We start from the raw sequence: 18,906 nt of genomic DNA, 5'->3' as shown, positions 1-18,906 counted from the left end.
TCTGGATAAATCTACATGTTACCAAAAGATTACATTCTCATAGTTGATGATGAACTTGCGATTCGTAAAATGCTAAGAATCGCTCTCGAAGCTAAGGGATATACGACGATTGAGGCACTTAATAAAAAGGATGCCATTGAAAAAGCAGTTTTACACTCTCCACGTCTTATTTTGTTAGATTTACAGCTACCTGATGGATCTGGATTGGAGGTTGTCAAAGAAATCCGAAGTATGGTGATAACTCCCATCATAGTACTTTCCGTGATTGATTCAGAACAAAGTAAAATCGAGTTATTGGATGCAGGCGCAGATGACTATATTGTAAAACCCTTTAGTATGGGTGAATTGCTCGCAAGAATACGAACAGCACTTAGACGAATTCCGTCAGAGGAAATTATCTCAGGTTGGAAAGATTCTGATTTAGAAATAGATTTAACTAAAAATTTGGTATTGCGTTTAGGTAAAACAACACGGCTTACACCAATTGAATTTCAAATACTCGGAGTATTACTTCAAAATGCTGGTAAAGTGATCACCAACGAAGAATTGATCAAGAAAGTATGGGGAGATTCCGCACAAAATGAACTTAATTCTTTACGTGTTCATATCAATCAAATTAGAAAAAAAATTGAAAATGATCCTAGTTTTCCCACTCGCTTATTAACGGAGCCAGGGATTGGCTATAAGTGGTATGATAAGTAGTCAATGCAAATACCTAAAATATCAAAACTTCACACTTAATAAAATTCTAATATAAATCCAAAATTATTAAGACATAGGTTAATCGATTTTATATCCAGATGTGTTAGTATAAAATCATGTTCGATGAAACTTTAAAAAGTATAGAAAACCGTAAGGCTACCCTTGTCAGAATATTGGTGTTTTTGATTTTATTTTCTTCAATGACAACTCCGAGTTTAGTTTTTGCCGAAACGGAGGAGAATAAAATGCAAACAGAGGCTAAAAAAGAAAATTCAATTAGTCCATCTAGTTTGAAATTTGGAGCATATATAGACACATACTATCTACAAAATTTGAATCGTCCAGTTGTGAAAGAAAGAGAGTTTACGACACAAGCGGTGCGAAACCAAGAATTTAATGTCAATATGGCACATGTTGAAGCCAAATTAGAAGAAGAAAAATATCGTGGTCGACTAGCTCTGCACTGGGGTACGTCCGTAGTTGCGAATACTGCCTCTGAAGTAAATTCGGATCGATATTCAAATCAACTTTCCACGAGAAATATTCAGGAGGCCTTCGCTGGAGTTAAAGTGGGTAAAGAAACATGGCTCGATATGGGTGTGTTTTTTGGAAATATTGGATATGAATCCTGGATTTCACAAAATAACATAAATTATACGAGAGCCTTTGCTCTAGATTATGTGCCATACTATTCATCTGGGATACGACTTAGTCATCGGTTTAATCAAAAATGGAGTGGGCAACTTCAAATATTGAATGGTTGGCAAAATATTACAGAAACAAATAAAGATAAGGCGTTCGGAAGTCAAATCTTATTTAAAATATTTCCAAACGTAACCCTAACTTTGAATCAATTCGTTGGGAATGAAGCACCTAACACAGAAAGAAAACAGATTCGCTTGTATAATAATACAATTTTGGAATGGCACATTTCAGAACATTGGCTTATCGCTTTGCAAGCAGACATTGGTGCCCAGAGAGCAGGAGAGAGATTTGCCTATGAGCCCTGGTGGAGAGCCTATGATCCAAGTCTTTCTGAGACAAGGGAGGAGAGAAGTTTAGCTTTTAGACAATGGTACCATGGGACTCTTTGGCTCAGCTATAAAATCTCTTCGGATTATCGACTCAGTTTTCGAGTGGAACGATTCTATGATCCTAAGCAGGTGTTAGCAGTTTCAAATTCACCGAATGGGTTTATCGCATATGGCTATACAACCACATTCGATATTTTGAGTTTTGAGCCAGCGCTACTTCGTTTTGAATACGTTTACCGAAGATCTATGGACTCTATTTTTCCCTACCGTGATGCCAAGACATCCGCCAAAGAAGATTTCTTCATTTTTGCCTTCTCTTTGAGATTGTGACGGATTCTGCAAAATTCACCAATCTATCTTGACAATTTTATATTTTTTGAATACTCTTGGCCAAGAGAATCCATTGAAAGACTGGTCTACATTTTTTTTCAAATCATTAGAGAATTTATTTCTCATTGCCTGTCAATCCATTGGCATTTGTGGTTTTCTATTCCTTTATAACTCTCCCGGAAATCAATTAACATCCGTCATTTTAGGAAGTTTGTATCTAGTCCTTCTTTTTATTTATTGGGCATTCATTCTTTGGAAACAAAGGAAAAATGCTAAGAAAATGCAAGTTATATTCCATCCTTTGTTAGATCTTTCGCTCCGTGGGATTGACCTTCCTGATTTTTTGGAGTACTTGGAAGATAATTTTCAACAAATCCAGACAAAAATAGACGCGACCTATCAGCATTTAGAATCATTAAATGAAGAGTTAGGTGGGGTTTATACTCAGGTAGAAGAGATTTATAAAGTCGTAGCGACACTTGCGGAAGATGAAGTATTGTTTTTGGATTCTGTTAAGAGCACATCTCTCGATATCGAAACGATGCTTGAAATTGTGACCATAGTCATAGAAGAGATTCAACTCCGGGGAAGGACATTTGAGAATATGGTCTCGCAAACGGCAGAAGGAAAATCAAAAGTCACAAAATCAACGGACATTCTTGCTACCTTAGCAGATTCGACAGTGGGTATGTTAAAATTGACTGATTTCATCAATGAGGTGACCAAAAAAACAAATTTACTTTCTATCAATGCCGCTATAGAGTCTGCCCATTTAGGTGATAAAGGCAAAGGTTTTGCGGTAATCGCTGATGAAATGCGAACTTTAGCGATACAAACATCCTTGAACGCAAATGAAATCAAAGGACTCCTAAATCAAAGTGTCCAATTAACAGATGATGCCCATCAATTGAGTAAGGAAGCAGGCGAAGCGTTTTCAGAAATTTTTGATGGAGTTCAGGCAACACATGGGACCATTGCAGAGGTAGTGCAAACGATCTCAGAATTAAAATCGCGCGGATTCTCTGTCCAAGAGAAAACTAAGGTTTTAAACTCGATTTCCCATATAGTGAAAGATGTCTCGGGAGAAGTATATGGTTTAATCGTTCAGGTAAACTTTCATTTAGATGAAATTAAAAAATCTGGATTAGAACTTGAGAATAAAATGAAGGAGTTGACTGAAAGTTATTCCTGGTTAAAGAGAATTTCGATCAAAATCAAAGACCAAATGGAGGCCATTTTTAAAGAAATCGACGCACAGGTTTAGTCTACCTCCCACTTTCATCCGAGAACATTCTGTTCTCTCTCTTTTTTTTGGTTGCCACTATCGCGATCATTTTTTATGATATGACTCCTTCTTAAGGAGAGATCAATGAAACTAGTAATGTTAGGAATTACCTTCCTTTTGGCTTTTGTTTTTTCAGCCAATTCCCTGACTGCTGATACTTACAATTGTGGGAGGATCAAAGACAATTGGCCGCCGCAGATTCCTAAGTCGACCGGTACAACCTGTAAATTGAATGTGAATGCATCTAGTCCGCAAGAGGCTTTCGATTTGTGTACATCTCGTGCGGAAGATGGAAAGAATTGTTGCGAAGACAATGTGGTACATAAAAATATCAAGGGATTAGGAATTGTGAAAGGCAATGAAGTAACACATATCCCTTGCCCAGGAAAATAGACAGATAGAGAAATGGCTTCAAAAGGGAGGCAATCTTTTGAAGATGCCTTCCGGAATGATTTTGATGAGCAACATGATCCAACGCCAAATCCAATGGATATACACCTCGTCTTTATATTTTTCACCCGCCTCCACAATCTTTTTTGCTGCGATCGGAGCTTGCAAAGTGATAATAGGGAAGAGTTTATGCCCCTTAGACATTTTTGTGTACACTGGCCCTAGTAAAACGGTCGTTATCTGAACATTAGCTTTATGGAGTCGATTCCGAAGGCCTGATAAAAATACGGTCAGCGCGGCTTTTGTACTTCCGTAACCATAGTTTAATTGTCTACCTCTCTCACCAGCCACAGAACTTAGGACCACAATTTGACCAAATTTTCTCTCCTCCATTCGATTTGCGATTAGGCTAAGCAATGCCACAAGCCCTGAAAAATTAATTTCGATGGTGTCCGAGAGTTCTTGTAAGGAATATCGCAAGTCCATCTGGTCTTTGTAATACCCAATGGCGGAATAGACAACATCGGGGAAGGGATCAAGTTGTTCTAAAAAACGAATGAATTGATTTTTGTTTCGGATGTCCAAGCTAAAAAATTGAATTTTTTGTGCTTCGCTAGCTACTAAACCTGAGAAAGTTTGTTCCAAAACTTGGAGATTTGTTCCTGTAAGTTGTAAGTTTATATGTTTTTTTTGCAATTCATATACGATGTGTTTGGCGATATCAGAACTTGCACCTAAAACCAAAGCAGTTTTCATAGCAGATCCAGATTGTTTTCTCAAATCAAATTTGTCTCTTTTATTATTTTACTCCTCTCATAATTTTCTTTTTATTTTCAGAACATTTTTTTTTATAGCCTCATGATTCAAATTGGTACACCGCATTCAAGCACTGCATTAAAATTATTACTCCTTGGTTCTGGAGAGTTGGGTAAGGAAGTTGCCATTGAAGCGCAGAGACTTGGCGTGCACGTTATTGCTGTTGACCGCTATCCGAACGCGCCTGCGATGCTTGTCTCCCAAGAGAGTCGGGTCATTGATATGTTAAATCCTGCAGAACTTGAAGCTTGTATCAAGGATTTGAAACCAGATTTTATTGTTCCAGAAATTGAAGCCATCCATACAGCAACACTATTGCGTTTGGAGGGAGAGGGCTTTCGTATAATTCCCAGTGCCAATGCAGTCAATTTGACAATGAACCGAGAAGGGATTCGGAATTTTGCTTCTAAGGAATTAGGACTTCCCACCTCACAATATCGATTTGCAGACAATCTAGAAGAGTTTACTTCGGGGGTCAAAGAAATTGGACTTCCTTGTGTCGTAAAACCAATCATGAGTTCATCAGGCAAAGGCCAAAGTCTTATCCGAACCGAATCAGAAATTGAGACTGCTTGGAATTACGGGCAAACAGGTGGAAGAGCAGGTAAAGGCAGGATGATCATAGAAGAATTCATTTCCTTTGATTTCGAAATCACCTTACTTACGATTCGGCATAAGGCAGGAACGAGCTTTCTATCTCCGATAGGGCACAAACAGGTAAACGGTGATTATGTGGAATCATGGATGCCACAAAAAATGACCGATGAAAGTGTAAAGAAAGCGAAACAGATTGCTGAAACGATCACTTCAGGCCTAGGTGGTTATGGTATCTTTGGTGTTGAATTGTTTGTGAAAGGAGATGAAGTTTACTTCAGCGAAGTTTCACCGAGACCACATGATACAGGATTGGTTACATTGGTTAGCCAAAACTATTCTGAATTTTCTCTCCATGTACGTGCTTTGCTTGGTTTGCCAATTCCAGAAATCATTGAGTACGGACCGTCCGCATCCTCTGCCATCCTATTTACCGCAGAAGAGGAGGCTCCAATTTTTTATGGCCTAGAAGAGGCACTCTCAGAGCTAAATGTTGATCTAAGGCTTTTTGGAAAGCCAGAGATCAAAGGAAGGAGAAGGATGGGAGTTGCTCTTGCACGGGCAGAGTCCATCGAAACGGCCCGTTTGAAAGCCAACCAAACAAGAGATAAAATTCGCCTTAAAATTTAAACTTTATCCAAGTATTTTAAGATCTTTTTTGCATTTTGGTTGTCGGGATCCAACTCCAAGGCTCTTTCCGAATACTTTCTTGATTCCTCGTATTTTCCTGTTAGTCGGTTGAGGTCAGAAAGGTTGACCAAGTTATTTACGTTTTCAGGAGAAAGTTCATAAACTTTTTTGGAAGCTTCGAGTGAAGAAAGATATCGTCCCATTTTTTTCTGAGATAAAGATAGGTAATACCATAATTCTTCCGTATCTGGATCCATTTGTAGATACTGGCTCAAAACTTCAACTGCGGTCGCATAGTCCTTTCCTTTAAAGCTCATAAGTCCAAGTAACTTATTTAATTTTTGATTATTTGGTTCTAATGATCTTGCTCGCATGAGCAATCCGAGTGCAGCATTTACCTTCCCTTCACGGTACAATTGTTTGCTCTCTTGGTATACTTCAGAAAGATTGAAATTGGAATCTTCGTCTTTGAATGATAGTTCTTCCTCTTCATAAGATTGTGTGACTGGGGATTCCGAAATTGCCTGCTGACCTTCCCTGACTCCGATTGGTTGGAAATCTAATCTCAAAAATGACAAATCGTCTGTGATTGCTCCAAGTTCTTGGATTGCAGACTCCATTTGAAATATATTCCCCCCTGTTTTTTCAATCAAAGAGAGTACAAGGTTTTCATCTTCGTTGATTGTCCTTGATTCAGAATTGGGACTTAGATCGATATCATCTTTTCCATCGGAACCCATTATGATGGCATCACCTGGCAATAGTTTGAATTCTTGGATTTTAAATTCAAATTCCGATTCTTGGCCTAACTTTCGGAGTAATAGTTCTTTTTCGATAAAGGATGCTTTACCATCACGGTAGAGGATGGTCGCAGGATGTTCCGCATTAAAGTAAATCATCTCACCAGATTTTTCCTCTACAAGAATCACCGTTGCTGAAATCACCATAGTTCCGTTAAACGATTTGAAGACAGCATTTACCTCATTGTAAACATCTGTAAGCCATTCTCTCGGTGTGGTATTTAGGATTTTTTTATTGGAAGCAGATCGAGACATGATGGCATTGAATACTACTCCCATTACTAGAGAACCACCAGCCCCTTGCATAGACTTACCCATAGCATCACCATTCATTGCCATAATGTAAGTTTTAAAATTTTCAGGTGTTCCAAACTTTAGATTTCCAGTGATACAAATATCTCCACCGAGGTCAGCAGTTTTTGACTTAAACTCAAATCTCTTCTTTTGTTTGATCAAGAATTCAGTAGGTACAAGTTTGGATTTATTTGCATTGAAAAAGAGTGGTTTTGCGAGAAGGGAAGTCAGGAAGTAGTCTCCATCCTGTTGGATTTTCAACTGTTGGACTTCTTCCATTTTTTCTCTAACTTCACGAGTCCTTTCCTTCACCTTTACTTCAAGATTCTCGGCATAATCTTGTAGCTCTCGCCTTGCTTGTTTAATGGAAGTTACCATCGAGTTGAAGGAACTAGATAAAAATCCAATCTCATCTTTCACCTTGATTGGTACCTCTATGTCCAGATTTCCTTCATTTACTTTTGTCACCCCAGATAACAAATCGTTAAGTGGCTTAACCAAACTTGAGTAAAAGAATCGTGGGAAAACGAGTAAAATCAAGATTGTAGTGAAAAATATTGTACCTATAATTTTGATCGTATTTTGGTGAGTAAAGTTTCTATACAAATCGTAGGAATATCCGATCTCGTATTTTTTGTTCTCATCTACAAAATCAAAATGTGTATACCTCGACTTAGCCTCTCTGTAAAGTCTTTGAAAATCTTTTGTCTCTTCTTGAACGAGATTTTGGTATTGTCTTGACTTTTTGAATAATTCCAATGCCTCTTTTTGTTCTTCTTTAGTTGGAGTCTCTTTGCCGAATTTCCTTCCATTCTTTTTCATGACTTTGGTCAGAGAATCTTTTAATAGGTAATCTTTTTGTTTTTTGATCCCTCTTTTGATATCATCCAAATTTAAGTCGGAAGGATTTCTGTTGTATTCTAAAACCAATTCATCCGAAAATAGTGAATTGTCCTTGGGCTTAGTGAGGATGTATTCGATTTCTTGCGGTAAACCTGCAAACTGTCTGTTCAATATATCTTTTTTGATACCAACAATTTGTGCTTTTTTCAATTCATCGTATTCCTTTTCATTCATACTCAAAGTGATATTTCCAACAAAACCAAGTACCAATAGTACGGTAACCAAACTCAGTCCCACTAGTTTGAACATGAAAGTAGTTGGCTCTGGTGAATGATTGATATATGTAATTAAAATATAAAAACAAATTACTAAAGTTACGTTTGCAAAAATGAAAGCATATACCTCGTAAGAGATGATGCCCATCTTATTCAGAACATTCGATACAGCTATAATCAAAAAAATAAAAATAGCTTTAGAAAAGCTTTTTGTGGCTTGTGCTTCTTTCCCGAGTGGAGAGATGAATTTCATCCATTTGATCAAGAAATTGGAAAGATAATAGATTGGATAGGCACCTAGAGAGTGGGGTTTATCATTCCAGCGTAGTAGTATTCCATCATAATCTGAATTTTTAATAGTTTTGCGAATGAGGATTATGAGAGCGATTGTTTGGGTAGAAAGCAAAATAAGTGAGTGTTCGGCACCATAATCAAAGGTATAAAAGTGTGCAGTAAAGTTATAAATCTTTTCTAATCCAGATCCTTTCGCCACAAATTGAATATAGGTTGCAAGGATGATCAATAAAAGAACCGGTAATAGATACTTTGTTTCCTTTGGGTAATCCAATTTAGGAAAGTAATATGCAAATCCTAACATACCTGCGTTTCCAAGGAGCGCTACCATAGTAATGAATCGATGGTATGCGCCGAAGGGGGCGTTTATCGAATAGGCAAGTACGTATCCAAGCAGCATAAAGCTATAGCCAGTAAACATGATGGCAAGCCACCAGGTGGAAACGCTTTTGTCCTTTTTGGTCAATAGAAAGATGCTCATCAAAAAAATGATGAGGTATGCAGCAAAAACGCCTACGGAATGGTAGGAAAACGAAAGCCAATCCAAACTCATTGTTCCATCCTCATAAAAGGAAATTTCTCTCTTTTTGTGTCATTTCATTCCAACATTATGAAATAATTGTGCAATCTAATTTATCAAAGTCGACAGGTGGATGGGTCGGAAAATGTCGTTTTATAGTTAACGAAGTTCAGATCATCTCAAAATTCTGCATGATTTTTTTGGGTACGCAGAAATCTTAGGACATGATTTCAATTACAATAGGAAGGATCTATGGTACACAAGTTTCTCTTTCTCATTATCTTCTCGTTTATTTCCTCCAGCCTTTTCTCTAGTTTATTGGCCCAAGGTAAGGTAGAAGGAAGCGCCCTAAGAGTGCGCGGTGGATTGTTTTATGGTGGTGTCAAGACAGACATCGAAAAGAGATCGACATTTGCAGATTATTTTCTAGTGGACTTGAACCAAAAATGGGAAAACGGCAGAGGGCTTGATCTCATCAACCAATTGGGTGCCGATTACTACCAATCTTTAGGCAGTGGGCTTGTCAGCCATGCATTCTTTGGAGTCCAATTGAATGGTCATTCGCGGGACTATGAGTGGCGCTCCTTTTATCCAGCGGGTATCGGCATCAAAGAAGGTACTTACAAACTCAATTATAATGATTTTAACTTGGGTCTGACTCTATCGATAGCCCCTAACTTTCGGATTCTACCAAAATATGTTTTGAGAGTCGTTGACCAATCCTTTGAAGGATCATTGTTAGGTGCAGGTGTCCCCTCTTATTTTGGTACGCAAAAAACAACTGCACAAGGAATTGCAGGTCTTGTGGGTGCAGGTTTTGAGTACGATCTAAATTCAGATGTTACTTTGTTTGCAGATTTACTTGTCTATGGTCCGCTCCTCATCAACGGAAAGGGTTCATATAACAACGAAGTCATTCTCTTGAGAACCGATGGAGGTATTTACAGCACAGCTGATGGGGGTTATTTGTTTTCCTCTCAAAAATTCTCTTTCGGTGCCAGTTACCAGTTAATGCCAAAACTCAGGCTTTTTGCTAGTTTTGACCAAGAGAAAATGAATACGAAAAGCCAATCGCCCACTGCCTTCACACTTACCACGGCAGGATTTTCGGGATTGGGTACGGCGGGCCAATTCCTTGCGGCTACCAAGGAAGAAACGATTGATCTGACTGGGATCAAATTCGGACTTACCTACGACATAGGATTTTAAAATTCGTACTTGACGACGAGCTCATCACCAGGAGTATGGTAATTACTCCTGGTGATTATGGAGAGAAGGTCATACCCGTTCCCATTCCGAACACGGAAGTCAAGCTTCTCATCGCCGATGGTACTATTGGGTTCGCTCAATGGGAGAGTAGGACGTCGCCGGGTTCGTCATCATTGTTAACAGAGCGTTCAAGAGATTGAACGCTTTTTTTATTTAAGGGCGCTTCAAGCTAGTCCGGCGAGTCCGCGACTCTTCGGTCGCTGCCTCAGATCTAAAGCAAGGTGTCTTGCTTAAGATCTTCCGGCATTGTCGCCGGGTTCGTCATCATTGTTAACAGAGCGTTCAAGAGATTGAACGCTTTTTTTATTTAAGGGCGCTTCAAGCTAGTCCGGCGAGTCCGCGACTCTTCGGTTGCTGCCTCAGATCTAAAGCAAGGTGTCTTGCTTAAGATCTTCCGGCATTGTCGCTGGGTTCGTCATCATTGTTAACAGAGCGTTCAAGAGATTGAACGCTTTTTTTATTTTTAAAAAATATCTTCTTTGGCGACTTCCAAGAGGGTTTTGCTATGGGGAGCTATGTGTAACACAAGTTCTTCGCCTGCTTGGTGGGCTTCAAATTGACTCGATTCTACCTGGATTGACTCCCCATCTTTTAGAATCCAATGAAAGCTAATGGAATTCTTATAAGTCCGTCGTTCGGTACGTTCGATTTTTGTGCGGAGGATTTCCTTTTGTTTTCCCTGAATATCCAATTGAAATCTGCGAACACGAGGGAAAATCACTAAGTATAGGATGATGGCATCCATGACCAAAATTCCTATGGGCAAAAAGCGAATCCACTCTGCTGATTCTTGTAAATCCAGATAAAACCAAATCACATAAGAGAAAATGCAGAAACTAACCGTAAAGGCAATGGCCAATAGATAAAAGATCTTTTTGGATTCTTGTAATTTTACATTTAGCCATTGTATGTTTGCTTCTGTCATCTGTCTTGTCATGGGACACTCTCCTGGGAACCCAATATATTCGAACGGAAGATTTATCTGGCAACTCATAATTACAAAGTCTTGAATGAAAAGTAGGCAAGCTATCTTGCGTGCATATCGTAACACCTTGGTAGGAGATAGAGAGAGAGTTGTGTAGAAAAGAATCTGGTTTGGGTTAGAGTAAAAAGCCCATACTGCTTGCTAAGGAGCGAGAACAAGGGTTTGCGTTTGTACCGCATTGGTATGTTGAGTATTCAATGCCAGATTGGCTTTGGGTGCGGGGCCCTGACAATCGAAACCCTAAATTTGAGCAAGACTGTTCTGAGAGAATGTGTTTTTCCCAATCAGAGTTTGCGTTTTGTAAATTCATTGTTTGGAAGTATTGTTTGGCGGAAATACCAAAAAAATTATCCAAACAGATTCCAGTAAAATTAAAGGTATCGATCCTGCGCAGGCTTACAACAGAATTTGCGCCAGGTTCAGGCCTAGTTTGGAGGAGGAGTAAAATAAAGCCGTCGTCATCTATACCTTTTCTCTTGGGAGTACATACAATCAAAGTAATGAGGATCAAACAACTCAGAAGTTTTGTGTGTTTAAGGCAAAAACGGTTTTTTCTGAACATTCTTTTATCTCCAAATAATTTAGAATACGTTTTCCATTTAGCGTACAGAGTTAAGCACTTGTAGATTCCTAACTCCTGTCCAAAAGGTAGCTTGCAATTGGAAGTACAAGATATTGTTTCTTGCATCGTAATTTTCTCGGGCTATGGCATCGTAGGCTAGACGATCATTTAAAATCTGATAGAAAAGTTGAGCTTTGAATAGGTGACCATCACCGAATAGATTGGCCCCAATCCAATAGGAGCGAAATCTTTCTTTGTCGTTGATTTCTTTATTTAAATCAAAATCTGCTGATATCGTCTCATACCGAAAAACGGGCATTAGATAAAAATTCCCAATCTCAAAGTTGTACCCAATGGTTCCATGAAACATTTTGGCATCTCTCGAGGCAGCACCTCTAAATACAGTATAGGCAGAGGAAAGATATATGCCATTCCAGGTAAACGTGGAATCATATGTATGGCCTACTACACCCAATGAAGGCCGATTTGCATTTGTAATTGTATTCAATCCTGGGTTGTTGAAAGAACTTGTAACAACAATTCCATCAGAGCCTGCTCCCGTACCCCCCAAACCGATTCCGTTACTCGGAGTGGTTTGGACAAGAAAGATTGGAAATGGATCATAGCCTCTCGTTTGTGTATTGAAGTTATTGGTTGCTGAAGACTCTTTCGTCTGCATACCAGCGATGCCTAGTGACCATTTTAAATCCTTTTGGAAGATCTCCTCACCTTCTATCCAACCAACATCTTTCCCGTCTTTGATCAAGCCTCCGAACGGATTGTACTGTATTCTCCAGACATAGAGAGGGGATATGAGAAGAGGTTGTGTGTTGTTTCTGGTTTGTGTAAGGGTCTGTTGCCTTCCGATACCATCCAGTCCAGATCCTTTGCCATTGAAAACTCCAGCCTGAATGGTAAGATATCGATCATACTTTGCATCAATTTCTTTAAGTGGATTGATTGAGATCATTCCACCCCAATCCATTTGAGGGTAGGCAGAAGAGGCAAAGGATCTTTCCACCACCATCATATTGGCTGAGGTCATCATAAATTCGCGTATGAATGGTATCACAAATTGCCCAAAGTTTAATTGGATACGTGAATACGGGATATTGAACCAAAAAAAGGCTTCCTGGAGTCCACCCCGATTGTCTCTTATGTTTACATCTCGTGTAACAGTGATATCTCGGCCGGCTCCATCTTTGAAGGTAATGGTTTCTTTCACTAGGTAGGGTCGATTGACTAGGTCTTCTAATCGAATGGCAAGAGTAGAGCCCCACCAACTGTCTCCTTGGTAGATCCATCCTATCCTTGCTCGGCGGACATTCACATCGGGTGCATTAAAATCTCTGTGGCCATTGCTATAGATAGAATCTGCTTCTCCTCCTATCCCTCGAAGTTGGAGACGTCCAACGACCGTTAGTTTTTCTAGGATGGGGTTTTTGGGAACTCGAGAAAATCCTCCACGGTTGTCTTCTTCAACTGAAACTAACTTTTCTTTGATTTTTTTGCGGTTTGGGCCAGGTTTTGTGTATAGCTCACCCGTCTCTTGGTCCTCATACAATTCCTTGGTTGATTGAGAATAAATTCCCATGGTCCCTAGCAGAAAAATTAAGATTAGGAGATGTAATGGCTTCATAGAGAGGCAGTTCCAAGTGATCTGATAGCAAACGTTTTGGCAATGTAATTTTCTGAACTTCTGGATTTGCAAATCTTGGCCTCTTGGAATTTTTTCTCCTTCTCATTTTTCAGAGAGATTGTAAAGTATAGGTTTATATGGCCAAAGCAAGTAAAGCACTAACAAAAAATGCAAATAAGCCAAGTGACCTTTTACAAATATGTAAGGAAAGATTTGAAGCAAATCTAATTCGTCATCCGAACTTGTCTTGGGACCAAATAGTTACCTGTTTAGAAAAGAATCCTAAAAAGAAAAAGGCATTGGCTTGGATGGAAGAAACGGGAGGTGAGCCAGATGTGGTTTTGATGCAGGGAATCGCGCAAAGCATTTGCTTTGTGGATTGCAGCCTAGAAACTCCAGTCGGACGAAGAAGTTTATGTTATGATGATGAAGCTTTACACTCTCGAAAGGAAAACAAGCCAAAGGGTTCTGCAAAGGGAATGATTAAAAGTTTGGACTTACATTTACTCTCTGAAGTTGAATACCGACATCTCCAGACGATTGGTAGTTTTGATACCAAGACTTCGAGTTGGATTGAGACTCCTCTAGCTATCCGTACTTTAGGCGGTGCATTGTTTTGTGACAGAAGGTATAATACAGTATTTTCATATCACAACGGAGCTGAAAGTTATTATGCTGTCAGAGGATTTCGCACTCTTTTAAAACTCTCCGAATCCTGAATGGGAATTTTTGCCTAGCGGTGTTTATCAGTTTTCTTTGTATTCTAAACTTCCATCTGGTTTTATATAGGTTCTCCCAACTGAATAATCAGACCTTCGCCTTTGGCGGATGATAGTTTTAAAGGTATTTGGATTTGCAAGGTCATCATAATCAATCTCAACCGTCACCAATGAGCCATCGCAATTTGGCAGCGTACGGAAGTTATTCGATGTATTCCCCAGAGGTAGCATTGCAAATTTGGTTCTTGAGCCGTTAGATTCAGAAATAGTGCTTAAGAGTTCTACGCGCCCACCTGGATAACTGATGCCCACCCCAGGATCGGAACCCTTTGTCATCCCCGCGATGGTGGCACCTAAATTATCTGAAAAGATAGCATTGAAATAACCATCAGATGAAACACCATGAAAGGCACTATATTTGATCGAGCCGTCTGTTATATTAAAAGCAAAGCTTGTTTGTTCTCGATTTGGACCTTGGTATGCGGGCGATGGTGTAGGTGTGGTAATATAGTTTGCAGTATGGATTGTGCCGACTATTCCTATTCCATTTGTTACAGAGCTACTCGGAAACGGAGAGTCTGGACTTCCAGAAACAGATATTCCTAGATATCGATGTCGCAGGTAATTTCCATTCGCATCATAGCCTGCGATAAAGTAATGTCGAGTTCCCGGAGAAGTTGGAAAAGTGTTATCACCATTTGCAAAAGCTGGATCAGCAGAAGAGTTTATATCCCCAAATAACCAAAATCGATCTGTAGATACAAGTAGTTGCTGCGAGTTCACAGTAAATCCACCAGCCGAAAAAAAGGTAAAATAATTTGGCGAAAAATCATTCTGAATTGATATGATAAAAGCAGTACTATTAGTACCGGTTGCTGTTATCTTCGCAGAACCAGCATTTATTGGTGCATTCGAGGGACCACTGCCTTGAGCAAGGATAAGTAAGGTAGATGCAGAGATTCGTTTGAAGGATCTTGTCCGGATAGCCGCTCCACTATTTCCGAAGTATCGACCTCGTTTGATCGTTCCATCGGTCGACACTTCAAAAACTCCAATATTTTCTAGGCTACCGATAAAGCTTGCGCCAGTTGCCTCTGGGATTGCAGAAATCACTGAGGTAGAGATAAGCAAAGAATTCTTTTCCAGCAGAAGCTCACCTACATATTCATTCGATGTATTTGCTTTGCCTAAAGATAAAGACCAAGCGACATTTCCCTCACGGTTATATTTAATCAGGAAGATTTGATTTCCACCTTGGTCATTCTTTAAATTTTCAGGTAATAAGGTCCCCATAGTCAGTAAGTATAAATTTCCACTTACATCCGTTACTGCATCGGGAATCGTGACTATAGAGGATCGTACGCTCGGATAATTGGCGGTCCAAGGTGTCAGGTCATCGCAGGCACGTATCGATTGAGGCGCAGGTCTTAGGAGTGTTCGAAGGATTTGTGTAAATAAAAAAGTCCTTGTGTTCCCATCACCACTGTTATCAAGAGTGGGAGGTTGGCAAAAGAAAAGATTGGATGATAAAAATAGAATAGCTAGAAAACGAGAGAGCATAAGTAACTTTGAATCTTATTTGGTTAGATATTGCCTGTTAGTTTTAGGTAAAGCGAATTTTTTTTTCTGGGAAGTAAGCCAACAATTTTGAAAAAACAAAGTTTTCTAAGTCTCTTTTTTCCTCATGGGGATACGAAACGATTCCGTCCTTTCGTTCATATGGATAAAACAGTAGAGCATGGTCTTTTCGTTTTTTTTTGATCTCTGCGTAAAACTCCGAATTCATACGAAAGGAACCAATACTAATATCAAATACTTGTTCTGGCAAAAAGGATTTTCCCAATTCTTCCACCAATCCCGTATACAGCTCCTTCCAATTCGGTTCTCGAAGGAGAGGGTCCAAACAAAGCCTAAGCTTCCAACCCTTTGCGACTGCTAGCTTTGCGGATGTTATTTTATTTTTTAGACTTGGTGTTTTGTTCTCGATACTTTCTCGGAACTCTTGTGGGGATAAAGTCCAGGCAAAAATAGCATTGGGTATGGCTTCCACATCACGCAGCATTTGAAAATTTGCTGATTTTGTTCTTATTTCAATTTCTAAATTTTGATGTTCTTTTGCAAAAGACAACCAGGCTCTCGTTGCAGGAAAAAATCCTTCCATCGCCAGCAAATCTGTGTCATACGATAGAGCTAAATAGAGTGACTGAAACGCATTTAAAAATGCTTCTGTTGCACTGAAATAATCCTCCCAGTTTACAAATAGCACAATATTTGCTGAATCAAACATACCTTGCAAATAACAGTAGGCACAATCATAGATACAATTGAGTGCTAGGGTATTGTAATAAAAATGCTTTGCGCCAAAATTTGGGGCAAACTGGCTTCCAGGGTATAGAAATTGGTCTTCCTTTTTTGCAAGGATGAGTTTGGGAGATTCTTTTTGGAGGAGAAAATTTTGGCCTCGTTTGTGAAATACATCTTTGTAGTGTTTGACGGGTATCTGAATGCTTGAAGGAAATTTCTCTAGGACCAGCTTTGTTATGGGAGAAGCTAAAACCGATTCTTCAATATAGATATGGGAAAATGGTTTATGCATAAAGTAAGGCTTTCCAAGTCTTTAGATAATTTTTGGCGTCCCGTTTTTGCCAATTCTCTTGCAAAGTCTCAAACTGAGGCCTCGGAATCTTTTGTTTGGGATATCTAAGGTGGAAATACATCAAAGAATCTTTTAAGTCATGTAACATAGATTCTGTGAATTGTAGGTGTTTTGCAAAGTTGATTTCATCGCTAAAGTCAATTGGCTTTTCTAACCGATCTGCTAATTCTGAATCAGTGATATTTATAAACTCTTTCACCGTCTCTATGTGCGACTCTACAATAGATTCCACCTCTTTTGGGGAACACATTGTACCTTCCAAATGATCGGATACCATTTTCCCTACAAAAATTTGATGGATGGGGACGTAGAGGGAAGCAGCATAAAAAAATCCACTAGCTTCCATATCTATTAAATCCCATTGACTTAATTCTGACTCACTCAATTGGACAAATTTGGGAGTAAAATGCCTAGAAATCGGTTGGTCAACGGTCAAAAGATTTGCTTCTTTTGCTGGGAATTTTCCAAGGATTCTCTCCGGGAAAAAATCTCGGTCCATACTTTGGTCATGAATGCGATTGATCCAAAAGAAGTCACCTACCGGATTAGCTATGTTTGGTGATCCTGCGATACCTATATTTAAAATCTGAAAACCAGTTTGCTCCCTCTGTTCTTGGTTACTAAGGCAGTATTCGGTGACAGCCGAAGCCATAGCGAGTTTTCCGGGACCAGTCACGATAATTTGGTGTAGATCCGATTCAAATCGACGGAAGTGCCCTTGTTGTTTCAAGGGACTTGCCTTTAAGTCTCGAATCCAAGGATTTGCTTCCGATAAGAGAGCAAAAAAGAGTGCCGCCATAGTCTAAGGCTATAGGGGGCAATGTTTGTGCAAAGAAAAGTTTTTTTGTTCGCTTCACTGTGTTTGGTATCAAGTTTATGGGCAGGAGATAAAAAAGTGAATTTTCATTCATTACAATCAAAAAATATCCAAGGTAAAGAAGTGGCGTTCAGCCAATACAAAGGCAAGGTTGTGCTTGCGGTCAATGTGGCATCTAAATGTGGTTACACTCCACAATACGAGGGACTCGAGAAATTGTACCAGCAATACAAATCCAAAGGTCTAGTCATCATTGGTTTTCCTTCCAATGATTTTGGTGGTCAAGAGCCAGGCACGGAAAAAGAGATTGCTGACTTTTGTAAATTAAACTATGGTGTGACCTTTGACCTTATGAAAAAATTAAAGGTCACAGGTGACAGTAAAGATCCCGTTTATCAGTTTCTCACTGAATCCTCTCCTAAAAAAGGTGAGGTGAAATGGAATTTCGAAAAATTCCTGGTCGATAAAGAAGGTAATATCAAAGGAAGGTTTGAATCCTCTGTGAAACCGGAAAGCAATGAACTAAAGGCAGCCATCGAATCCTTGTTATGAAAGTCCGAACGATGATTTCTCTCTTTGTAATTACTTTCAGCATATCTTTCGTAACTTTATATGCGGAAGAGAGGGAAAGACCGATTTCGTTCAAAATCATAGAGACTCAGTCTGGTCAGATCGTTACCTGGAAAAATGTTTTGGACAGACTGGAATCCCATGAAGTTGTTGTATGGGGCGAGGAGCATGATGATACGATGGGCCACCAAGCCCAACTTAGTTTCTTTAAACTTTTAACAGAGCGGTTTCCTACCGCTTTGAGTTTAGAGATGTTGGAGAGGGACCAACAAACAACAGTAAACGAATTTTTCCAGTCTCATATTTCCGAGCGGCAGTTCTTAGATAGTTTGGTGCTTTGGAAGAATTTTTTATCCGATTACTTCCCTTTGCTGAAGCATGCGAAAGAAGTGTATGCTCCCATTGTCTGTGCAAACCCACCGCGTAGGTATGTCAGTAGTTTGGCAAAGAAAGGAATGCTTGCTTATGCAGACTTTTCAGAAGAGGCCCTTCGTTATATCCCCGCAGCATACTCCCTTAGTTTGTTTTCTTCAGAGGACTATACAAATAAACTACGTGGAGTTTTTTCTTCCACGCATGGCAACTCTAGTCAGCCTACTCCCCAAGTAGAATCATTGATTTTAGCCCAGTTTATGTGGGACCAAGGTATGGCAGAGTCTGTTTCTCGTGAGATTTACCGCTCTGGCCGAAAGGTCTTGCAGATCAATGGGAGGTTCCATAGTGATGAATGGGGAGGGCTTAGCCATAGGCTTCGTCAAATGGGGCACAAAGTAGTGCTCATATCCGCGTTTCCTGAAGGGAAGGAAGACGAGAAAAAATTTGTGAAAATAGCAGATTTTGTAATTTTGACTTCTGGCCGATAATGAGAGTATCGGTATTCAG

At 39.5% G+C, this 18,906-nt stretch carries 17 protein-coding genes and 1 rRNA gene; 10 read left to right on the top strand and 8 right to left on the bottom strand.

Features of this window, described 5'->3' with window-relative positions; all coding sequences use genetic code 11:
* The first annotated feature begins 15 nt into the window (after positions 1–15).
* From DI060_RS08170 to DI060_RS08155, 4 genes are all read left to right on the top strand, one after another.
* Entirely contained in the window at positions 16–702 is a 687-nt protein-coding gene (locus DI060_RS08170; RefSeq protein WP_108975532.1) for a response regulator, read from the top strand.
* Between the two features lie 116 nt (positions 703–818).
* Complete coding sequence (locus DI060_RS08165; protein WP_108975530.1) at positions 819–2,066, top strand: porin; 1,248 nt, start codon at positions 819–821, stop codon at positions 2,064–2,066.
* Positions 2,067–2,139: 73 nt separating this feature from the next.
* Positions 2,140–3,330 (top strand): methyl-accepting chemotaxis protein, encoded by a 1,191-nt coding sequence (locus DI060_RS08160; protein ID WP_135355021.1) that lies wholly within the window; start codon positions 2,140–2,142, stop codon positions 3,328–3,330.
* Positions 3,331–3,435: 105 nt separating this feature from the next.
* Positions 3,436–3,744: a hypothetical protein gene (locus tag DI060_RS08155; RefSeq protein WP_108975526.1), complete on the top strand. Its 309-nt coding sequence runs from the start codon at positions 3,436–3,438 to the stop codon at positions 3,742–3,744.
* Positions 3,745–3,762: 18 nt separating this feature from the next.
* Here the strand turns inward: DI060_RS08155 and DI060_RS08150 are convergent, their stop codons facing one another.
* Positions 3,763–4,521, bottom strand: a complete 759-nt coding sequence (locus DI060_RS08150) for an SDR family NAD(P)-dependent oxidoreductase (protein ID WP_244594318.1) — start codon at positions 4,519–4,521, stop codon at positions 3,763–3,765.
* A 78-nt stretch (positions 4,522–4,599) separates the two neighbouring features.
* Here DI060_RS08150 and purT point away from each other — a divergent pair, with 78 nt between their 5' ends.
* A complete protein-coding gene (gene purT / locus DI060_RS08145; RefSeq protein WP_108975524.1) occupies positions 4,600–5,781 on the top strand; it encodes a formate-dependent phosphoribosylglycinamide formyltransferase in 1,182 nt (393 codons plus the stop codon).
* Here purT and DI060_RS08140 read toward each other — a convergent pair.
* Positions 5,778–8,840 carry a SpoIIE family protein phosphatase gene (locus DI060_RS08140; RefSeq protein ID WP_108975522.1) on the bottom strand — a complete coding sequence of 1,021 codons (3,063 nt, stop codon included), beginning with the start codon at positions 8,838–8,840 and terminating at the stop codon, positions 5,778–5,780. The two genes, purT and DI060_RS08140, sit on opposite strands and share 4 nt — an antisense overlap.
* A 219-nt stretch (positions 8,841–9,059) precedes the next feature.
* On the opposite strand from DI060_RS08140, the gene DI060_RS08135 reads away from it, so the two are divergent.
* Positions 9,060–10,016, top strand: a complete 957-nt coding sequence (locus tag DI060_RS08135) for a hypothetical protein (RefSeq protein ID WP_108975520.1) — start codon at positions 9,060–9,062, stop codon at positions 10,014–10,016.
* Positions 10,017–10,063: 47 nt separating this feature from the next.
* Positions 10,064–10,180, top strand: a 5S ribosomal RNA gene (gene rrf, locus DI060_RS08130).
* A 359-nt stretch (positions 10,181–10,539) separates the two neighbouring features.
* Here the strand turns inward: rrf and DI060_RS08125 are convergent.
* From DI060_RS08125 to DI060_RS08115, 3 genes are all read right to left on the bottom strand, one after another.
* Positions 10,540–11,013, bottom strand: coding sequence for a hypothetical protein (locus DI060_RS08125; protein ID WP_108975518.1), 474 nt, complete (start codon positions 11,011–11,013; stop codon positions 10,540–10,542).
* Between the two features lie 163 nt (positions 11,014–11,176).
* Positions 11,177–11,623, bottom strand: a complete 447-nt coding sequence (locus DI060_RS08120) for an LA_3150 family lipoprotein (RefSeq protein ID WP_108975516.1) — start codon at positions 11,621–11,623, stop codon at positions 11,177–11,179.
* 37 nt (positions 11,624–11,660) lie between these two features.
* Positions 11,661–13,262: a hypothetical protein gene (locus tag DI060_RS08115; RefSeq protein ID WP_135355020.1), complete on the bottom strand. Its 1,602-nt coding sequence runs from the start codon at positions 13,260–13,262 to the stop codon at positions 11,661–11,663.
* A gap of 137 nt (positions 13,263–13,399) precedes the next feature.
* Here DI060_RS08115 and DI060_RS08105 point away from each other — a divergent pair, with 137 nt between their 5' ends.
* Positions 13,400–13,981, top strand: coding sequence for a DUF4256 domain-containing protein (locus DI060_RS08105; protein ID WP_108975510.1), 582 nt, complete (start codon positions 13,400–13,402; stop codon positions 13,979–13,981).
* Positions 13,982–14,008: 27 nt separating this feature from the next.
* Here DI060_RS08105 and DI060_RS08100 read toward each other — a convergent pair whose 3' ends face one another.
* From DI060_RS08100 to DI060_RS08090, 3 genes are read right to left on the bottom strand one after another with little or no spacing between them, the layout of a single operon-like run.
* Entirely contained in the window at positions 14,009–15,541 is a 1,533-nt protein-coding gene (locus DI060_RS08100; protein ID WP_108975507.1) for a hypothetical protein, read from the bottom strand.
* Positions 15,542–15,584: 43 nt separating this feature from the next.
* Positions 15,585–16,577: an SPL family radical SAM protein gene (locus DI060_RS08095; protein ID WP_108975505.1), complete on the bottom strand. Its 993-nt coding sequence runs from the start codon at positions 16,575–16,577 to the stop codon at positions 15,585–15,587.
* Positions 16,570–17,436, bottom strand: a complete 867-nt coding sequence (locus DI060_RS08090) for a phosphorylase (RefSeq protein ID WP_108975503.1) — start codon at positions 17,434–17,436, stop codon at positions 16,570–16,572. The genes DI060_RS08095 and DI060_RS08090 overlap by 8 nt, the downstream gene beginning before the upstream one ends.
* A 27-nt stretch (positions 17,437–17,463) precedes the next feature.
* Between DI060_RS08090 and DI060_RS08085 the strand changes: the two genes are divergently transcribed.
* Positions 17,464–18,006 (top strand): glutathione peroxidase, encoded by a 543-nt coding sequence (locus DI060_RS08085; protein WP_439956895.1) that lies wholly within the window; start codon positions 17,464–17,466, stop codon positions 18,004–18,006.
* Positions 18,003–18,887: a ChaN family lipoprotein gene (locus DI060_RS08080; RefSeq protein WP_108975499.1), complete on the top strand. Its 885-nt coding sequence runs from the start codon at positions 18,003–18,005 to the stop codon at positions 18,885–18,887. The genes DI060_RS08085 and DI060_RS08080 overlap by 4 nt, the downstream gene beginning before the upstream one ends.
* The last annotated feature ends 19 nt before the right edge of the window (positions 18,888–18,906 follow it).

Source organism: Leptospira ryugenii, assembly GCF_003114855.1.
Taxonomy (GTDB): Bacteria; Spirochaetota; Leptospiria; order Leptospirales; family Leptospiraceae; genus Leptospira_A; species Leptospira_A ryugenii.
The sequence above is the reverse complement of the archived record's forward strand: the minus strand, read 5'-3'. Positions and strand labels throughout refer to the sequence as shown.